The organism is Anaerofustis stercorihominis DSM 17244 (assembly GCF_000154825.1).
GTDB lineage: Bacteria > Bacillota > Clostridia > Eubacteriales > Anaerofustaceae > Anaerofustis > Anaerofustis stercorihominis.
Genome location: NZ_DS560015.1, coordinates 273,631 through 289,769, shown reverse-complemented (window position 1 = coordinate 289,769; position 16,139 = coordinate 273,631). Strand labels below are relative to the sequence as shown.

Below are 16,139 nucleotides of genomic sequence, written 5' to 3'. Positions count from 1 at the left end.
TTATGTTATAATGGATGTAATTATTTTTATGGAGTATATATTATATGAAGACAAAGGAATCACAAGAAAACTATTTAGAAACAATACTTATTTTACAAAAGAGAAAGGGCAATGTTAGGTCTATAGATATAGCAAACGAACTTGATTTTTCCAGACCCAGTGTATCGAGAGCCATAAAACTGATCAAAGAAAAGGGATATATAACAGTTGATGAAAGCGGACTTATAAAACTTACCGAAGAAGGTAAAGAGGTTGCCGGTGCGGTTTACGAAAAGCATGTCACTCTTGGGAAATTTTTAATAACTTTGGGCGTAGAAGAAAAAATTGCAATGGAAGATGCATGCAGAATGGAACATGTGATAAGTACTGACAGTTTTGAAAAAATCAAAGCACATGCCAAGAAATGTATGGAAAAATAAGCAGAGAAATAATTTCTCTGTTTTTTTATTTTTTTTGACAAAAGTTTAATTGAAAGTGAAGAAATATTATGTTAAAATGAATTGGACTTTAAAAGACAAATATACATTTGTGAAGTTTATTAGGAGGTAAATATGATTTATACAACAGAAGTAGAAAACATGTGCGTAGTTAAAAAAGGCGCAAATCATGGCCCTGCACCTATTCCTGAAGAAGGAAAATGGGTACAGTCAAAAGAAATCAAAGATATCAGCGGTCTTACACACGGTGTTGGTTGGTGTGCACCTCAACAAGGAGCTTGTAAACTGACTTTAAACATTAAAGACGGTATAATCGAAGAAGCTTTGGTTGAAACTCTTGGATGTTCGGGAATGACACATTCAGCTGCTATGGCAAGCGAAATCTTAATCGGTAAAACTTTACTTGAAGCTTTAAACACAGACCTTGTCTGTGATGCTATCAACACAGCTATGAGAGAATTATTCTTGCAAATAGTTTACGGCAGATCTCAATCAGCATTCTCTGAAGGCGGTCTTGCAATCGGAGCAGGTCTTGAAGACTTAGGTAAAGGACACAGAAGTCAAACAGGTACTTGCTATGCAACAACTAAAAAAGGACCTAGATACTTAGAATTATCTGAAGGTTACATAACAGAAATCGGTTTGGATAAAAACGATGAAATCATCGGTTACAAATATGTAAACCTAGGTGTTATGATGCAAAACATTAAAAAAGGTGTCGACGCTATGGAAGCTATCGAAAAAGCCAGCGGTAAATATGGCAGATTCGATGAAGCGGTAAAAACTATCGACCCAAGAAACGAGTAGGAGGGAGGAAATAAAATGGCATTATTTGAAAGTTACGAAAGAAGAATTAAACAAATTGAAGAAGCTTTAAATAAAGACGGTATCAAGTCACTTGAAGAAGCAAAACAAATCTGTGATGATAAAGGTATCGACGTTGCAGCTATAGTAAAAGGAATCCAACCTATTTGTTTTGAAAACGCATGTTGGGCTTATATAGTAGGTGCTGCACTTGCTATTAAAAGAGGAGCTACTACAGCTGTAGAAGCTGCAAAAGTTATAGGTGAAGGACTACAAGCATTTTGTATCCCGGGTTCGGTTGCAGATGACAGAAAAGTAGGTTTAGGTCACGGTAACCTTGCAAGTATGTTACTTTCAGAAGAAACAGAATGTTTCGCATTCCTTGCAGGTCACGAATCATTCGCTGCTGCAGAAGGCGCCATCGGTATCGCCAACTCAGCTAACAAAGTTAGAAACAAAGACTTAAGAGTAATTTTAAATGGTCTTGGTAAAGACGCTGCTCAAATTATCTCAAGAATCAATGGCTTCACATATGTACAAACAAAATTTGATTACTATACAGGAGAATTAAACATCGTAAACGAAACAGCTTACTCTGACGGCCCTAGAGCTAAAGTAAGATGTTACGGTGCCGATGATGTTAGAGAAGGCGTTGCCATCATGCATAAAGAAGGAGTTGACGTATCTATCACAGGTAACTCAACAAATCCAACAAGATTCCAACATCCTGTTGCAGGTACATACAAGAAAGAATGCGTACAAGAAGGTAAAAAATACTTCTCGGTAGCAAGCGGTGGTGGTACAGGAAGAACACTTCATCCTGACAACATGGCTGCAGGTCCTGCTTCTTACGGTATGACAGATACAATGGGAAGAATGCATTCAGACGCTCAATTCGCCGGTTCTTCATCAGTTCCTGCTCACGTAGAAATGATGGGACTTATCGGTATGGGTAACAACCCTATGGTTGGTGCTACAGTTTCGGTTTCTGTTGCAATCGAAGAAGCTCATAAATAATTAGTAAATAAAAAAGACACCATAAGGTGTCTTTTTTACACTTTAAGATTTAATAAAAAAATTATGTGTATATTACTTATTATTTTCTATAAACGGAATTAATAATTCAGCAACATTACTTATTGGCATTGTTTGAAGAATAACTTTTCCAGGTCCTTTAACTACAGTATTGAATAAACCTTCTCCGCCAAGTAAAATATTTTTTGCTCCTTTTACCATTTGTACATCCATTGAGCAAGTTTCTTCCATAGCTGCAAGATATCCAGTACTTACAATAAGCTCTTCACCAGGTGCTAAATCATATTCTACACTACCTCCGTCAATTTCTATAAATGCAGTTCCTTGTCCGCTAAGTTTTTGCATTATCAATCCTTCTCCGCCGAATAACCCTTTACCGAGCTTTTTCTGAAAATACATAGAAAGCTCAACACTTTCTTCAGCCGCAAGAAAAGCACTTTTTTGAACAATCATATTCTTTCCAGGAGCGATTTCAAAAGGAATAATTGCACCAGGGAAACTAGAAGAAAATGCAATTTTCCCTTCTGTATTTTGTGCTGTATACTTGTTTTGGAACATAGATTCTCCGGAAGCTAACCTACCAAGCATTTTTTTCATACCTCCACCTGTGGTTGTTTCCATTCTGATATTAGGTGACATCCAACTCATACTTCCGCTTTCGGTAATCATTGTCTCACCTGGAGCAAGATTACATACTACAGTGGGTAAACTACCGCCTAAAATTTCATAATCTTTCATTTTTTTCTCCTTTTTTTTATCATATAACAAAATAAAAATTATGTCAATTAAAATTATTAATATATAAAAAAACACCGTTAAGTTAATTATCGTTATATGATATGACAACAATTAAAAATATTCTTCCGAGAAGTATAATAATACTGGCAAATATTATAACAACAATACTCATATTTATAATATAGAGGATATTTTGCAGCAGTTCATATTAAAAAAGAATGGTTACCCACTCTTTTTCTATCCCTATGATAAAATCCTTTTTTATCATTTCATCTCCAATGCTGACTGTAAGAAGAAGCGGAACGGATCATTCCTTTATAGGTCTATAAAATAAAGGAACATCTTCCGCAGACATTTTTATAAGCACCTCTGTGTCAGAGTCCACTGCATTTTCCCAATCTTTACCATGACACCATTTATAAAAGCATTTAGTAAAAATACTTTTCTTTGCATTTCTTCTTTCTTCTATCAAATCTTCTTTAAAAGTATCGCCTAGTTTTCTTCCGTCAAAGCTGTCTGCAACTACTTTATTTATTAGCTTAGGACAGTAAAGCGCCGCATTTATTGCCGCCCATGCACCTCCGCTGGTTCCCATAAGACTTACTTTATCGTACCCCAGATGCTTTATAAGTTTAGTAACTTGCTTCCCCTGATCTATCCATAAATCAGTATCGAACTTTTCTACCCTATCCGATTTACCACAGCCTAAAAAATCTATAAGAATGACCTTAAAATTATTTTTATACAGAGATAAGATAGGCTTAAACATCTTTGAAGATACAGGAGCTTCTTAAATTTCCAAATGACACAACGATGTAAACTATTTTGTTTTTTATATTCCTCAAATACTTGATTTCAGTAACTAAGTAAAAAATTTCAGAAATAAATTAATACAACATCCCTGCCCAAAAGGGCGGAGCAGCGACTGTTACGCAAAATGCGGGCAGCATTTTGCAGAAAATCCGGTCGCGTTATAAGGCACCGCGCCCAGCGGAAGCATTTAACTCAAAGTTTTTTTGCTTCGGAAAAAACTTTGCGGGGTTTTAGGGGCAGAGCCCCTATTTTCTTTTTTTAACAGGATGACGAATAACCGTCTTCAAATTATTTATATTCTTGACTTTTCTCGGGTCGGAAAGATATATTTCATGATGAAGCCTTTCATCATTTATATCGGTTTCGTACCCCTCTTTTTCTATGAACTCATTCATCTTTGCTATCGAAGCTGGTTCATCATCATAGGATCCCATATGCATTATCTGGACGCATAACCCCTCTTCAATGGTTTTAAACCGAGTATTTGATAAATCAACCTCAGGTTTCTTTTTTGAAAACTTTTCAAGTGCATATTCGTATACATCTCTCGTTACAAACTCGGGCTGTCTTATCATGGAATACCACTGAAACTTGTCCTTATCAGTTATGTTTATACCGTCAAAACCTCCTTCATCAAGCCACCAAAGCCCTTCCAAAGGAGGAACCACATATTCAAAATATCCCTCTATCCTATCCATGGGGTCTTTACTCATTTTGCTCATTTTTATGGTAAACGAAAGCCCGTAGAGTATTTCCATGGCATTCTTATATTCTATCGATGTATTGGGATTTCCCTTTCCTTTTACCATTATAAAATTCATCTTTGGAACATCTATGATAGACGGTTTCTTTTTAGGCATATATAAATCTTTATATTCTTTTTTGTAATCAAATTTTTCCATTTTTTACACTTCCTTTAATTCGTTATTCTTATTATAAACCCTGGCATAGTGTCAGAGTCAAGAGTTTTCTTTATAAGAAACAACATTCAAGAGGCAAAGCTGTTATAAGAACACCAGTACAAAAGTATTGATAAAAGGGCTTTATTTTGTTATAATAAATACAACGAACAAAAGTTCTAATAATATATACAAGGACAATATTATGACAATAAAAGAAATAACATGTAAAAGCGCGATAAACAGGATATCAAATTCAAGACTCCCCTATCATCTTGATTTAAATGTATACAGAGGCTGTACTCACGGATGTAAATACTGCTATGCAATATATTCCAACAGATACTTACAGTCGGATAATTTTTTCGGAGATGTTTTTGTTAAAACAAATATAGTCGAAGTCCTTGAAAAGGAACTCAGAAGAAAGAGAAATAAAGATGTCATAAACTTGGGAAGCGTCACCGATTCTTATCAGCCCATAGAAGAAAAGTATAAAATAATGCCCGAGATACTAAAGCTGATGATAAAATACGAACAGCCTGTCATTATCTCCACAAAATCGGATTTGATACTGAGGGATATCGAACTCATAGATGAACTTTCAAGGCTGACTTATGTAAATATCGCTTCAACAATAACCGTAATGGATGAAGACAGGAGAAGGATAATAGAACCCGGCAGCGTAAGCTCAAAAAGAAGAGTGAATATGCTCAGAGAAATGAAGAAAACCAAAGCCAGCCGAGCTATCCATACCATGCCCATAATGCCGTATATAACCGATGACAGAGATAATCTGGAGGAAATTTTTGCCTATGGAAAAGACATTGACATAAATTATATACTTACCGGTCCCCTTAATTTAAAAGGAGATACAAAAAAAGTATTTATGGATTTCGTAAAGGATTATTTCCACGATGAATATGAAAATGTCAAGAACGTATACGGCAAAGGTGCTTACGTATCAAAAGAATATAAAGAAGAAATGTATAAAAAAATAAATGATGTAAGAAGAAAGTATGAAGTCAGCGGGAATTACATGAAAGGTATAAGAGATTTTAAAAAGAGTATTGAAGTTGAACAACTTTCATTATTTTAAATTTTAACTGATATTCAATACCAGTTAAATTAAATCGAACAAAAAATAAGGACTTGGAAGATACCAAATCCTTATTTTATATAAGCGTAAACGAGGCTATCTAAAATTTCGCCATTTTTATATATGCTTTTTTCTTTCCTGCCTTCAAATTTAAACCCGGCTTTTTCAAGAACTCCCTTTGAACCCGGGTTATTTGAAAAAATCTCTGCATGTATCCTCACTATATCGAACCTATCAAAAGCTTCTTTTATGATTATATTTACAGCTTCGCTCATAATACCTTTGCCCCAGTAATCTTCACCCAGCCAGTAGCCTATTTCTGCACTTTTTTTGTACACATCATCCATGACAAAAACGCCTATACTGCCCACTGCTTCACCGTTTATAACTATAGCTCTTGTTATATTGTTATTCCCCTCGTTTAAAATGCAGTCCTTAACGTACCACTCTGCATCTTCATAAGTATAAGGATATGGGAAAACATCCCTCAATTTACTTGCGATTTTTTCATTATTTGCATGTTTGGCCACATCTTTTATATACTTTTCGTCCCAGTTTTTTAATTCAAATTTCATCTCTATCACCTCCCTTTCTCTTTAGATTTCTTATAAAAATAATCAAAAAACAAAATAAATCTTATTATCATTCAACTTCTTACAATCAAGTAAAATGCAAAATATGAACCATAATTAAAAATTAAAATAGTATAAGGATAATAAATATAAAAAACAAGTCATAAATCATCGTTACATACATTATATAACCGTCGAGCTTAACTAAATTATATATGTTTAGTTTTAGTACCATTTTTACTTTTATTGTTGAATTTCATAACCCCTTTATAAAAAAGTTCATTAAATCCCAATTTAAAATAAGAAAAACCAGAGGATTAAAATCAATTTTATTTTCTTATTATATAACGTAAATTAATTATAAAAGAATTATCACTACTTAATATAAAATCATTAAAAACATTTATGTAATTTTTATATTTTATCATTAAACCCCATACTACATATAACGTTATATCTTTTTACTTATAATAATTTAAAACTTTATAATATCAAAATTATAATTATATATATTTATTACTGCGTAACATCGACCCATTTTAAGGCATTGGAGTATTTAAAAAGTTCGTCACATGTCAGTTCTATGGCACTGTTCGCACTTCCGCATGCAGGGAAAACGGTATCGAACCTTTTCATCGAAACATCAAGATATGTTTTTACTCCCTGAGGATTTGCAAAAGGACATACACCGCCTATCTTGTGATTTGTGAACTCTTCAACTTCATCCGCACTTAACATTTTCGCCTTTTGATTAAATTCTGCCTTGAATTTTTTGTTATCTATTCTTGCATCTCCCGCTGTGACTACCAATATACAGTTGTTGTCTTCTGCTTTATCCTTAAATGACAGAGTCTTTGCGATCCTCGCTCCTTCGGTGTTCAATGCCTTTGCCGCAAGCTCCACTGTTGCACTGGATACATCGAACTCCAGCACTTTATCTTTTATATTAAATTTATCAAAATATTCTTTTACCAAATCTATAGCCATATATATAACCTCTGAAAATAATTTTTGTTCTATTATAGCACATTACCCCGGGAAAATCCCCATAACAAAATAAAAAAAGCCGTAAGGCTTTTATGTAAGGTTAAAATATTCCTCTTATAAATAAAAACAAAGAGGCAGTACCCCTTTGTTTTTTAATTAATATAATTATACCTATCCTTCTGTTTTACTATACAAATTATGGATATTATAAGTGCAAGCACTTCCGCTATGGGAATTGCAAGCCACAATCCGTCCACACCTATGATAAGCGGCAGAAGGATTATAGCTCCCGCAATGAAAACAAAAGTCCTCATAAATGATATAAGTGCGGATATTTTTCCGTTCGACAGTGCGGTAAACATAGATGAAGCAAAAATATTAAAACCCGAGAACAGGAACGTTACCGAGAATAATAAATATGCTCTTATTGCAAGTCCATACGTATCACTGCTTTTTGGAATGAAAATCGAAACCACATCCTGTGCAAATACAAGGGACATAACAAATATTGTCACCGTAGATACCATTATTATCTTGATACTGTTCTTAAATATCCTTTGCAGCTGAAGTTTATTTTCACTCCCGAAGTTATAACTTATAATAGGAGCAACCCCGCTGGAGAAACCCATATACATGGAGTTGAACAAAAACTGTGCATAAAGTAAAAGGGATATAGCCGCAACTCCTTGTTCTCCGAGCATCCTCATAAGAGTAACGTTGAACATCCAGTTCGTTATACACATGGAAACATGTCCCACCATTTCGGAAGCTCCGTTTGTCATGCACTTTGTAAGTACCTTTAAGTTCTTATCGATTTTCCCGAAATGAAGTCCTTTTTTATTAAATATGAAGAATATAAGTCCCGCAGCAGACGGTATCATATATCCTATAGTAGTCCCCAAAGCAGCTCCGGAAATCCCCATATCCATAGGCACCATAAAAATATAGTCCAAAAATATATTGGTTATTCCCGCAATTATCGTAAAAGCAAGTCCCAATGCAGGCTTACCCGCAGTTACGAACAGACTGCTGAACACGAGCTGAAACATAAGCAAAGGGATAAAGGTCAGACATATTTTTAGATAGTCATAGCAATATTTAAACAATACATCGCTGGCTCCTAAAAAGTATATTATTTTATCCAGGAATAAAAGAGAAATCACCGACATCACTGCACTTATAATAAACACGGTAAGGACTATCAAAGATAGATCTCCGTTTGCTTCATCGTCTTTTTTCTCCCCGATCTTCCTTCCTATTATCGCACTTCCTCCCGTACCAAACATAATTGCTGCCCCAAAAAACAAATTCATGAGAGGCTCAATTATATTTATTGCGCTAAGTCCGTTTATTCCCACAATCCTTGATACGAATACTCCGTCTACGATAGTATAAAGAGCCATAAATAGCATCATAATAATCGTAGGCAAACTGAATTTTATAAGGGAACTCAAGTTAAATTCTTTTGAAATACTATTATTCATAATTTCCTCCTCTCATTTATTTAACTGACGTTACTGATTATAAACCTTAAAGTTACTTGAATGTCAATAGGTTTTTATATATAATTTTAATAAAGGAGATAATTATGGAAGATAAATTTAATATAGGAACTATTTCAAAAACTTTGGGAATTCCGAAATCAACAATAAGATACTGGGAAAGCGAAGGACTTATAAGTCTTGACAGAAATTATAACAATGAATACAGAGAGTTCTCAGTCTCGTCTATATTTGAAATTCTTGATATCTTATTTTACAGAAAGCTTAATATCCCAATAAAAGAATTAAAGGAAATAAACTTTAAAAGTACCGAAGATATAGAACAGATACTCATAAATAATAAAAAAATAATCAATGAACAAATCAAAAATTTAAAAAAGACTAGGAATTTAATCGATGAAAGACTGGAACAAACGAAAACTTTCTACTATTTAAAGGAAAATCCTTATGAAATCGTAAATGAAATAAACAATATCGGAACGGTAATAGAATTTGAAATGTCAAACAGAGAGATTTTAAATAAGTACTCTTCGGCGCCGGGACATTTTGTTTACTTCATCGACAGAGAAAAAAATATATATAAATACGGATTTATCACGGATAATGTAACAGAAAAAGACAATGTACTATGGAAAAACGAAAAAGGGAAATATAAATATGCAAGATTCATATTAAAACAGGATTACTACAGCTTAAATACAGATGTGTTCAAACACGTGAAAGAACTTAGTAAAAGAGGATACCAAGTTGGAAAACTCATTGCAAGGTATCTGCTGACCGATTATGATAATGGGAAATATGATTACTATGAAGCTTTTATTGAAATATGGGATATTTAGGGTTCTGCCCTACTACCTTTTATAAAGAACTATTTAATTCCCCTACTTTATCTCATAATCATAATCATTCTCTTCACAAATCTCAAGGATTTTCTCCAGGAGCTCTGCGCTGCACCCTTTTCCGATTATAACTTTTTTAAGTCTTAAATCAACTTTATCGTAAGGGACGTTCAATCCGAGATAACCGCTTCTCATTTTTATATCGGGATACAGTTTTCCGTCCGTTATATCCTTATCAGAATAGAATGAATATAACATCCTTATCTCATTCTCCTTAGTGGAATTCAAATATCCGTTCATTGGATTTTTCACGACGAAGGGAAGAACAGCCATTGGGATATTCGTTATTATCCCCTCATCCAAAGCTTTGAAAGAATTGATTATCAAATTTGTAAATGGGATTTTATTCTTTTCGATATAATCTATAGGATAAAGCATATCAAGGTCAAGGGACTGAAACACTATACACAGACCGTTTCCGTCATTTGCATAAATATCCCACATATAATCGTTATATTTATACGAAAAACAGCACACGTCATACATCTCTTTCATTGAACCGTTTAAATATTCTATCTCTTCCCTGCTAAGATTTGTATTCTTTTGTGTCTTTCTGATATTGTATTCTATCTTATATTCCGTAGGATCGTTTAAATATCTGTAATAACTAAACCACAAAGTACCGTTTTTAAGGGATTCCAGTTTTAAAAGATTTTCTTCTTCGTTATCATTAAATTGAATAAATTTATAAATATTACTATCATTAAGTAAATATTTTAAATATCTTATTTTATATTCCGTTGCCGACTTTACCGATTTATTGAAATAATCTTTATAAAACATATTTTTATCCTTATATAAATAATCTAACTTTTATTTTTTCTAAAAATCAAGATAATTATCCATTGAGTTATTAGGTATTTTAAATATATACATTATTCATACTTTTTTATTTTAGTACTTTATATTTTTAAACATTCTTTTCCTTTTCTCTACTCTTTATCTTTATACGGCATTATTTTTTCAATAAATTTTATATTTATCATTTTTGCCTATAATTAATAAGTAATAAAAAATAAATAGCGGTAAATATAATTTTTCAATATTTTATAAGAAATTTAACTGTTTTAAATATTACAAAATATTTTTCATGAAAGAAAAAAACATCTTTAAAAGAAAGATGTTTTTTGTTTCTATGTTTTTATATATCATTTTATGGCTTCATTACTACTTTTAAAGCTTCACCCTTTTTAATTAAAGACACACCTTTTTCCATATCTTTCAATGGAATTATATGTGTCACTATATTACCCCTGAGCATTTTGTTGCATACTATATCGAATGCTTTGGAAAATACGGAAAATCCGTATCCGAAAGCACCTTTTATGGTAAGTTCTCTGTAATGAATTAAATTTGCGTCCAGCTTGGTCCATGGATTATCTTTATTCAGTCCGCCGAACAGTACAAGAGTACCTCTTTTTTTGAGCATCCTAAGTCCTTGATAATGAGCATCCGCAGAAGGAGCCGCAACTATTACATGATCTGCCCCAATTCCGCCAGTCAGTTCCATGACTTTTTCTATCGGATCGTACTTGGAAGAATCTATAAAATCCGTACCGCTGAACTGTTTGCACATCTCAAGACGGGAAGCTTTCAAATCAACCATGATTATTTTCTTTGCTCCCTTTAATCTGGATATTTCGGAGTGAAGACATCCAATTGGACCGGTCCCGATTATAACTACTGTATCACCTATGTTCACTCCCGCATTTTCCTGTGCATTGAGTACAGAAGAAAGAAGTTCAACGGTAACTATCTCTTCACTTTTTATATTTTTTGGAACTTTTAGTATAAGCCCTCTGTCTATACCTTCTTTCGGAACAGCCATATATTCCGCCATTCCGCCATAAATAGTATGTCCATATGTCAGCCTGTTTTCACAAAGTGACTGAAGCCCGCTTTGACAATAAGTACATTTCCCGCATGGTATACCCGGATGCATCATGATACGCTCTCCAACTTCGTATCCATCTACACCTTCAGATACTTCTATTATCCTTCCCACATTTTCGTGCCCAAGTACGGCGGGATACTCTACATTATGGTGTCCGAACGCATAAGTCCTGACATCACTGCCGCAAAGCCCCACGGCTTCTATTTTTAAAAGAAGACCTCTTTTAGGACACTTCGGCGTTTCTACATCTTCATAATCAACCTTACATTTTCCTTTTAGTACAAGTGCTTTCATATTATTCACTCCTTTATTCAAGTCTTGTCCATAATCTGATGTTCTTTTCTTTGTTTGCATACCTCATAAGTTCATCAGTAACCATCTGAGAAGCCCATTTTTTTACATCGGAAGATATGCCTCCCATATGAGGAGTTATGAGTACATTATCCATTTTAAGGAGAGGATGATTTTTCGGAGCGGGTTCATCCCACATGACATCAATAGCAGCAAATGCTATCTTCTTGTTTTCAAGAGCTTCTATAAGTGCCTTCTGGTCTACAACGGCGGCTCTTGCGGTATTGATAAAGTATGCGTCTATTCTCATTAAATCAAACCACTCATCATTGATCATTGACCTAGTGTCTTCGGTAACATTAAGATGTACACTTACAAAATCGCACTCAGGAAGCATTTCTCTATAATCTTCGGCTTTTTTTACATCTAATTTAGAGAATATTTCATCACTTTGATATGGATCGTAAGCTATTACGTTCATCCCCATACCCTTGCAAATAAGAGCTACATTCTGTCCTATCGCACCGAGCCCCACAAGACCTATTGTTCTATCATAAACATCAATGCTCCAAGGATAAGATGACCTTGGATTTTCTCTGTCTTTAAAACGCCATATGACGTCTTTTCTTTCGGGAACATCATAAATATCTTTTTCATCCGCAAGAAATCTGCCATCCATCAAACCGTGATATGAAAAACCTATCCTTTTGCATATAGCAAGCAGCATCCCGACAGTATACTCTGCAACGGTGTGTGCATTTCTTCCCGGAGCATGAATAATCGGTATATTATTATCCTTTGCCGCTTTCCAGTCTATATTGTTCGGCGTCGCTCTCGCACACCCAAGCAGTTTCAAACCGTTTTTTGATAGAACATCGATACATTCTTTTGGCATGGGGTCTGTATATATAAGGACGACTTCATTATCAATACATTCACTTATTATATCTTCCTTAGTCGGAAGATAGTCGCTTCCCGTCCATGGTAAAATTTTCACATCATATTTTTCTTTTATTTTCTTCATGTCATCGGGTAATAACTCAGCACTAAGTGCAAGTTTTATTTTATCGCTCATTTTATTCTCCTTTTATTCCTTATGTAAAAGTACACTGACTCTATATTTTCCGGGTGTGGAAGCCTCCTTAAAAGCTTCATTTATATCATCCAGATAATATGTATTTTTCTCTATAAGTTTACTGACATCTATTTTTTTTGTATTTAATAGATCTGCCGCATTCAAAAAGTCTTTCAAATCTGCCAAATAGGTTCCTATAACTTCTATTCTCCTGTAATGAATGTCGTTTGCGGTGATACCTATTTCGGGAGACGGATAACTTGCCGCAAATAAAAGCATTTTCCCATCCATTTTTTTCAGCATTTTTGACGCTTCTATATTTGCGTTTGTATTTCCGACAGCTATGATTACGATATCCGCACCTTTATTTGAAGTAAATTCCATTACTTTGTCTACTGCATTTTCCTTAGACGGATTTATCGTTGAAAATCCTAATTTTTTTGCTGTATCCAGTTTATTTTCCATCATTTCGCTTATGATAACTTGTGCTCCGTAAGCTCTTGCAACAAAAGCATTAAGCATGCCCATAGTCCCTGCTCCTATGACTACGACTTTTTCAAAAGGTTTGAGCCTTAACTTTTTAATTCCCTTTACAACAGTAGCCACAGGTTCCAGGAATGCCGCTTCACCTGGTGTCAGCTCCTTATTCATTTTTATTACACTCGTTACCGGGCGAATAAAATAGTCGGCAAAGCCCATCCTGCCTTTGTAAATACCATGGTCGTCATATGTGGCTCTAATACGGCACTCGCTTTCTCTTCCGCTTCGGCAGAATTCACATGAACCGCAGTAATTATTTGCAAGTGCAACAAAATCTCCGATTTCCAAATCAGATACATTTAAGCCCTTTTTTATTACAACACCGCTTCCCTCATGTCCTCCGCTTATGGGATAACCGTTATGCTCACGCAGCCCCAGCCACTGGGTATAATCGGCAGTACATATATTACATGCCAATTGTTTTATCAAAACTTCATTATCCTTTAAATCCTTAAGAGGCATCTCATGAACCTCGGCACATCCTTTTTTCGTAAGACATCCAAATCTTATATTTTTAATTTCTTCCATATTTATATCTCCAACACTTCAATCATGCTTTACCTTTACCGCCGAACAACTCTATGTAATGTGACAATAGATCTCTGTAACCATTTAACCCCATATCCAGGCAAGTATTGGTAAAAACAGTCCTGTTACCTTTATAAGTAACGTTAAAATCTTTATCTATAATTTCTCCTGCTTCTTTGATATATTTTGAGCAGGAAGATATATATGCACCGGATAAATCAGTAGATAAATTAACTTTTTGAATTCCGCATTGGACCGCTTTTTTTAATTTATCATCACCCGTTCCGGAACCTCCGTGAAGGACAAGAGGTACGTTCACAATATTACTCAAGTCATTAAGCAGATCAAAATCGAGATTAGGAACACCTTTATATACTCCGTGCGAAGTCCCTACCGCTACAGCAAGAGCATCCACTTCGGTTTTTTTCACATAATCAAAAGCTTCATCGGTCCTTGTAAGTCCGCTGTCTCTGGTTTCATCGTATTCAAAGCCTTTGCCGACATGTCCGAGCTCTGCTTCAACGCTTACACCTACGGCGTGAGCGGCTTTTACGACTTCTTTTACATATCTCACGTTTTCTTCAAATTCAAGCGTGGATTTATCTATCATAACGGAAGTAAAACCGCACCTTATAGCTCTCATAGCCACATCAAAATCCGAACCGTGATCAAGATTTAATGATACCGAAACATTTTCATATTTATCTTTATAATAATTTACTAGAAGTGCGATTTCTTCCATGGGAACATAGGAAGTTGCGGAAATTATAATCGGTGCATTTAAATTATTTGCAGCTTCGAAACATGCTTTTACACTTCTGTCACTGAATACATTGGCAGACGCTACGGCATATTTCTCTTTTTTAGCTTTATTTAAGAGTTTATCCATACTTACTAACATAAACTATCATCTCTTTTCTATGATTATTTTAAACTGTCCAAATATTTTTTTCTTCCGGGGCATTTTTCCATACCGCTGCTCCACATACATTTATTACAATTAAAGCAATTTGCAATTTTTTTATTTTCTTTGATTTTGTTTACAAATTCAGGGTCACATAAAAGCCCTCTTCCCACTGCCGCAAAATCGCCGTAGCCTTCAAAAATCACTGTATTTGCATCTTCTGCATTTCTAATTCCTCCCACGGCTATTACTTTACAGCTTAAATAAGGTTTTATTTGTGAACTTGCCCAAATCCTGATATTCAAAGGAAAATCATTCGGAGCTTTAGGCATAATGCTTTCACTCATATACCCGCTGGAACCGAACCCCGTAGAAATATGAATTATATCGGAACCGCAGGTATCAAACATTTTTGCAATTTTTATTCCTTCATCTATTGTAGGTTCGTCAAAACCCATTCTTACTGAAATAATAAAATCATTACCACATTCTTTTCTTATTTCTTTTAAAATTTCTAAAGGAAGTTTCATCCTTTTATCTAAGGACCCTCCATATTCATCATTTCTTTTGTTCGATAACGGAGAAATAAAATCACTCAGCAAATATGAATGAGCACAATGTATTTCAACGCCATCATACTTTGCTCTTTTTGCTCTGAGTGCCGCTTTTACAAATTTATCTTTTATCTCTTTTATTTGAGGAACCGTCATCTCTTTTGCCTTAAAGGCTTTATTTATTATAGTCCCTTCAAAATCGGAAGGAGCTATATTCGCCTCCGTTATACCTTTTATCCCTGCATGACTGAGCTGTGCCAGTACAGTACAGTTCTCATTATGTATTTCACTTACCAGTTTTTTATGACCTTTAATAAGTTCATCGTCCCAGAGTCCCAGCTCACCTTTTGTCAATCTGCAGTTAAGTTTTTCATCCACACAAATTGCTTCTATTATAATTAAGCCAACGCCTCCTTTTGCTCTTAACGTATAATGTTCTATTATCTTATCGTTAACTTCTCCGTCTTTTACTTCATAGTTAAAACTCACCATTGCAGGCATGACTATTCTGTTTTTTATTTTATGTCCATTTATTTCAATGGGAGAAAATATATTTAAACTCATTATTATC

17 protein-coding genes are annotated in these 16,139 nt (G+C 34.5%); 5 read left to right on the top strand and 12 right to left on the bottom strand.

Annotated elements, in window-relative coordinates:
* The first annotated feature begins 44 nt into the window (after nt 1-44).
* From ANASTE_RS01330 to ANASTE_RS01320, 3 genes are all read left to right on the top strand, one after another.
* Nucleotides 45-419 (top strand): metal-dependent transcriptional regulator, encoded by a 375-nt coding sequence (locus tag ANASTE_RS01330; protein WP_007049068.1) that lies wholly within the window; start codon nt 45-47, stop codon nt 417-419.
* Nucleotides 420-551: 132 nt separating this feature from the next.
* Nucleotides 552-1,244, top strand: a complete 693-nt coding sequence (locus ANASTE_RS01325) for an iron-sulfur cluster assembly scaffold protein (RefSeq protein WP_007049067.1) — start codon at nt 552-554, stop codon at nt 1,242-1,244.
* A 15-nt stretch (nt 1,245-1,259) separates the two neighbouring features.
* The gene (locus tag ANASTE_RS01320) at nt 1,260-2,258 is read left to right on the top strand and encodes a GGGtGRT protein (RefSeq protein ID WP_007049066.1); all 999 of its coding nucleotides are present in this window, start codon (nt 1,260-1,262) and stop codon (nt 2,256-2,258) included.
* A 72-nt stretch (nt 2,259-2,330) separates the two neighbouring features.
* On the opposite strand, the gene ANASTE_RS01315 is transcribed toward ANASTE_RS01320, so the two are convergent.
* From ANASTE_RS01315 to ANASTE_RS01305, 3 genes are all read right to left on the bottom strand, one after another.
* A complete protein-coding gene (locus ANASTE_RS01315; protein ID WP_039944582.1) occupies nt 2,331-3,014 on the bottom strand; it encodes a TIGR00266 family protein in 684 nt (227 codons plus the stop codon).
* Between the two features lie 307 nt (nt 3,015-3,321).
* Entirely contained in the window at nt 3,322-3,783 is a 462-nt protein-coding gene (locus ANASTE_RS01310; protein ID WP_007049064.1) for an alpha/beta fold hydrolase, read from the bottom strand.
* 289 nt (nt 3,784-4,072) lie between these two features.
* A complete protein-coding gene (locus ANASTE_RS01305; protein WP_007049063.1) occupies nt 4,073-4,729 on the bottom strand; it encodes a GyrI-like domain-containing protein in 657 nt (218 codons plus the stop codon).
* A 202-nt stretch (nt 4,730-4,931) separates the two neighbouring features.
* Here ANASTE_RS01305 and ANASTE_RS01300 point away from each other — a divergent pair, with 202 nt between their 5' ends.
* Nucleotides 4,932-5,822, top strand: a complete 891-nt coding sequence (locus tag ANASTE_RS01300; RefSeq protein ID WP_007049062.1) for an SPL family radical SAM protein — start codon at nt 4,932-4,934, stop codon at nt 5,820-5,822.
* A 71-nt stretch (nt 5,823-5,893) separates the two neighbouring features.
* Here ANASTE_RS01300 and ANASTE_RS01295 read toward each other — a convergent pair whose 3' ends face one another.
* The 3 genes from ANASTE_RS01295 to ANASTE_RS01285 all read right to left on the bottom strand — a co-directional run bounded on the left by ANASTE_RS01295 (nt 5,894) and on the right by ANASTE_RS01285 (nt 8,865).
* The gene (locus tag ANASTE_RS01295; protein WP_007049061.1) at nt 5,894-6,397 is read right to left on the bottom strand and encodes a GNAT family N-acetyltransferase; all 504 of its coding nucleotides are present in this window, start codon (nt 6,395-6,397) and stop codon (nt 5,894-5,896) included.
* A gap of 513 nt (nt 6,398-6,910) precedes the next feature.
* Nucleotides 6,911-7,381: a YbaK/EbsC family protein gene (locus tag ANASTE_RS01290; protein ID WP_007049059.1), complete on the bottom strand. Its 471-nt coding sequence runs from the start codon at nt 7,379-7,381 to the stop codon at nt 6,911-6,913.
* A 152-nt stretch (nt 7,382-7,533) separates the two neighbouring features.
* Nucleotides 7,534-8,865, bottom strand: a complete 1,332-nt coding sequence (locus ANASTE_RS01285) for an MATE family efflux transporter (protein ID WP_007049058.1) — start codon at nt 8,863-8,865, stop codon at nt 7,534-7,536.
* 104 nt (nt 8,866-8,969) lie between these two features.
* Between ANASTE_RS01285 and ANASTE_RS01280 the strand changes: the two genes are divergently transcribed.
* Nucleotides 8,970-9,722 carry a MerR family transcriptional regulator gene (locus tag ANASTE_RS01280; RefSeq protein WP_007049057.1) on the top strand — a complete coding sequence of 251 codons (753 nt, stop codon included), beginning with the start codon at nt 8,970-8,972 and terminating at the stop codon, nt 9,720-9,722.
* A 42-nt stretch (nt 9,723-9,764) separates the two neighbouring features.
* On the opposite strand, the gene ANASTE_RS01275 is transcribed toward ANASTE_RS01280, so the two are convergent.
* The 6 genes from ANASTE_RS01275 to ANASTE_RS01250 form a co-directional block, all read right to left on the bottom strand.
* Nucleotides 9,765-10,565, bottom strand: coding sequence for a hypothetical protein (locus ANASTE_RS01275; RefSeq protein WP_007049056.1), 801 nt, complete (start codon nt 10,563-10,565; stop codon nt 9,765-9,767).
* Nucleotides 10,566-10,935: 370 nt separating this feature from the next.
* Nucleotides 10,936-11,970 carry an alcohol dehydrogenase catalytic domain-containing protein gene (locus tag ANASTE_RS01270; RefSeq protein WP_039944581.1) on the bottom strand — a complete coding sequence of 345 codons (1,035 nt, stop codon included), beginning with the start codon at nt 11,968-11,970 and terminating at the stop codon, nt 10,936-10,938.
* Nucleotides 11,971-11,983: 13 nt separating this feature from the next.
* Complete coding sequence (locus ANASTE_RS01265) at nt 11,984-13,042, bottom strand: 2-hydroxyacid dehydrogenase (RefSeq protein WP_007049054.1); 1,059 nt, start codon at nt 13,040-13,042, stop codon at nt 11,984-11,986.
* 12 nt (nt 13,043-13,054) lie between these two features.
* Nucleotides 13,055-14,110, bottom strand: coding sequence for a zinc-dependent alcohol dehydrogenase (locus ANASTE_RS01260; protein ID WP_007049053.1), 1,056 nt, complete (start codon nt 14,108-14,110; stop codon nt 13,055-13,057).
* A gap of 22 nt (nt 14,111-14,132) precedes the next feature.
* The gene (locus ANASTE_RS01255) at nt 14,133-15,011 is read right to left on the bottom strand and encodes a class II fructose-bisphosphate aldolase (protein ID WP_007049052.1); all 879 of its coding nucleotides are present in this window, start codon (nt 15,009-15,011) and stop codon (nt 14,133-14,135) included.
* A gap of 23 nt (nt 15,012-15,034) precedes the next feature.
* A complete protein-coding gene (locus ANASTE_RS01250; protein ID WP_007049051.1) occupies nt 15,035-16,132 on the bottom strand; it encodes an NADH:flavin oxidoreductase in 1,098 nt (365 codons plus the stop codon).
* Nucleotides 16,133-16,139 lie beyond the last annotated feature (7 nt).

Excerpts from the sequence above, each read along its gene's own strand:
- ANASTE_RS01330 (WP_007049068.1), top strand. The coding sequence starts at position 45 with ATGAAGACAAAGGAATCACAAGAAAACTATTTAGAAACAATACTTATT.
- ANASTE_RS01325 (WP_007049067.1), top strand. The coding sequence starts at position 552 with ATGATTTATACAACAGAAGTAGAAAACATGTGCGTAGTTAAAAAAGGC.
- ANASTE_RS01320 (WP_007049066.1), top strand. The coding sequence starts at position 1,260 with ATGGCATTATTTGAAAGTTACGAAAGAAGAATTAAACAAATTGAAGAA.
- ANASTE_RS01315 (WP_039944582.1), bottom strand. The coding sequence starts at position 3,014 with ATGAAAGATTATGAAATTTTAGGCGGTAGTTTACCCACTGTAGTATGT.
- ANASTE_RS01310 (WP_007049064.1), bottom strand. The coding sequence starts at position 3,783 with ATGTTTAAGCCTATCTTATCTCTGTATAAAAATAATTTTAAGGTCATT.
- ANASTE_RS01305 (WP_007049063.1), bottom strand. The coding sequence starts at position 4,729 with ATGGAAAAATTTGATTACAAAAAAGAATATAAAGATTTATATATGCCT.
- ANASTE_RS01300 (WP_007049062.1), top strand. The coding sequence starts at position 4,932 with ATGACAATAAAAGAAATAACATGTAAAAGCGCGATAAACAGGATATCA.
- ANASTE_RS01295 (WP_007049061.1), bottom strand. The coding sequence starts at position 6,397 with ATGAAATTTGAATTAAAAAACTGGGACGAAAAGTATATAAAAGATGTG.
- ANASTE_RS01290 (WP_007049059.1), bottom strand. The coding sequence starts at position 7,381 with ATGGCTATAGATTTGGTAAAAGAATATTTTGATAAATTTAATATAAAA.
- ANASTE_RS01285 (WP_007049058.1), bottom strand. The coding sequence starts at position 8,865 with ATGAATAATAGTATTTCAAAAGAATTTAACTTGAGTTCCCTTATAAAA.
- ANASTE_RS01280 (WP_007049057.1), top strand. The coding sequence starts at position 8,970 with ATGGAAGATAAATTTAATATAGGAACTATTTCAAAAACTTTGGGAATT.
- ANASTE_RS01275 (WP_007049056.1), bottom strand. The coding sequence starts at position 10,565 with ATGTTTTATAAAGATTATTTCAATAAATCGGTAAAGTCGGCAACGGAA.
- ANASTE_RS01270 (WP_039944581.1), bottom strand. The coding sequence starts at position 11,970 with ATGAAAGCACTTGTACTAAAAGGAAAATGTAAGGTTGATTATGAAGAT.
- ANASTE_RS01265 (WP_007049054.1), bottom strand. The coding sequence starts at position 13,042 with ATGAGCGATAAAATAAAACTTGCACTTAGTGCTGAGTTATTACCCGAT.
- ANASTE_RS01260 (WP_007049053.1), bottom strand. The coding sequence starts at position 14,110 with ATGGAAGAAATTAAAAATATAAGATTTGGATGTCTTACGAAAAAAGGA.
- ANASTE_RS01255 (WP_007049052.1), bottom strand. The coding sequence starts at position 15,011 with ATGTTAGTAAGTATGGATAAACTCTTAAATAAAGCTAAAAAAGAGAAA.
- ANASTE_RS01250 (WP_007049051.1), bottom strand. The coding sequence starts at position 16,132 with ATGAGTTTAAATATATTTTCTCCCATTGAAATAAATGGACATAAAATA.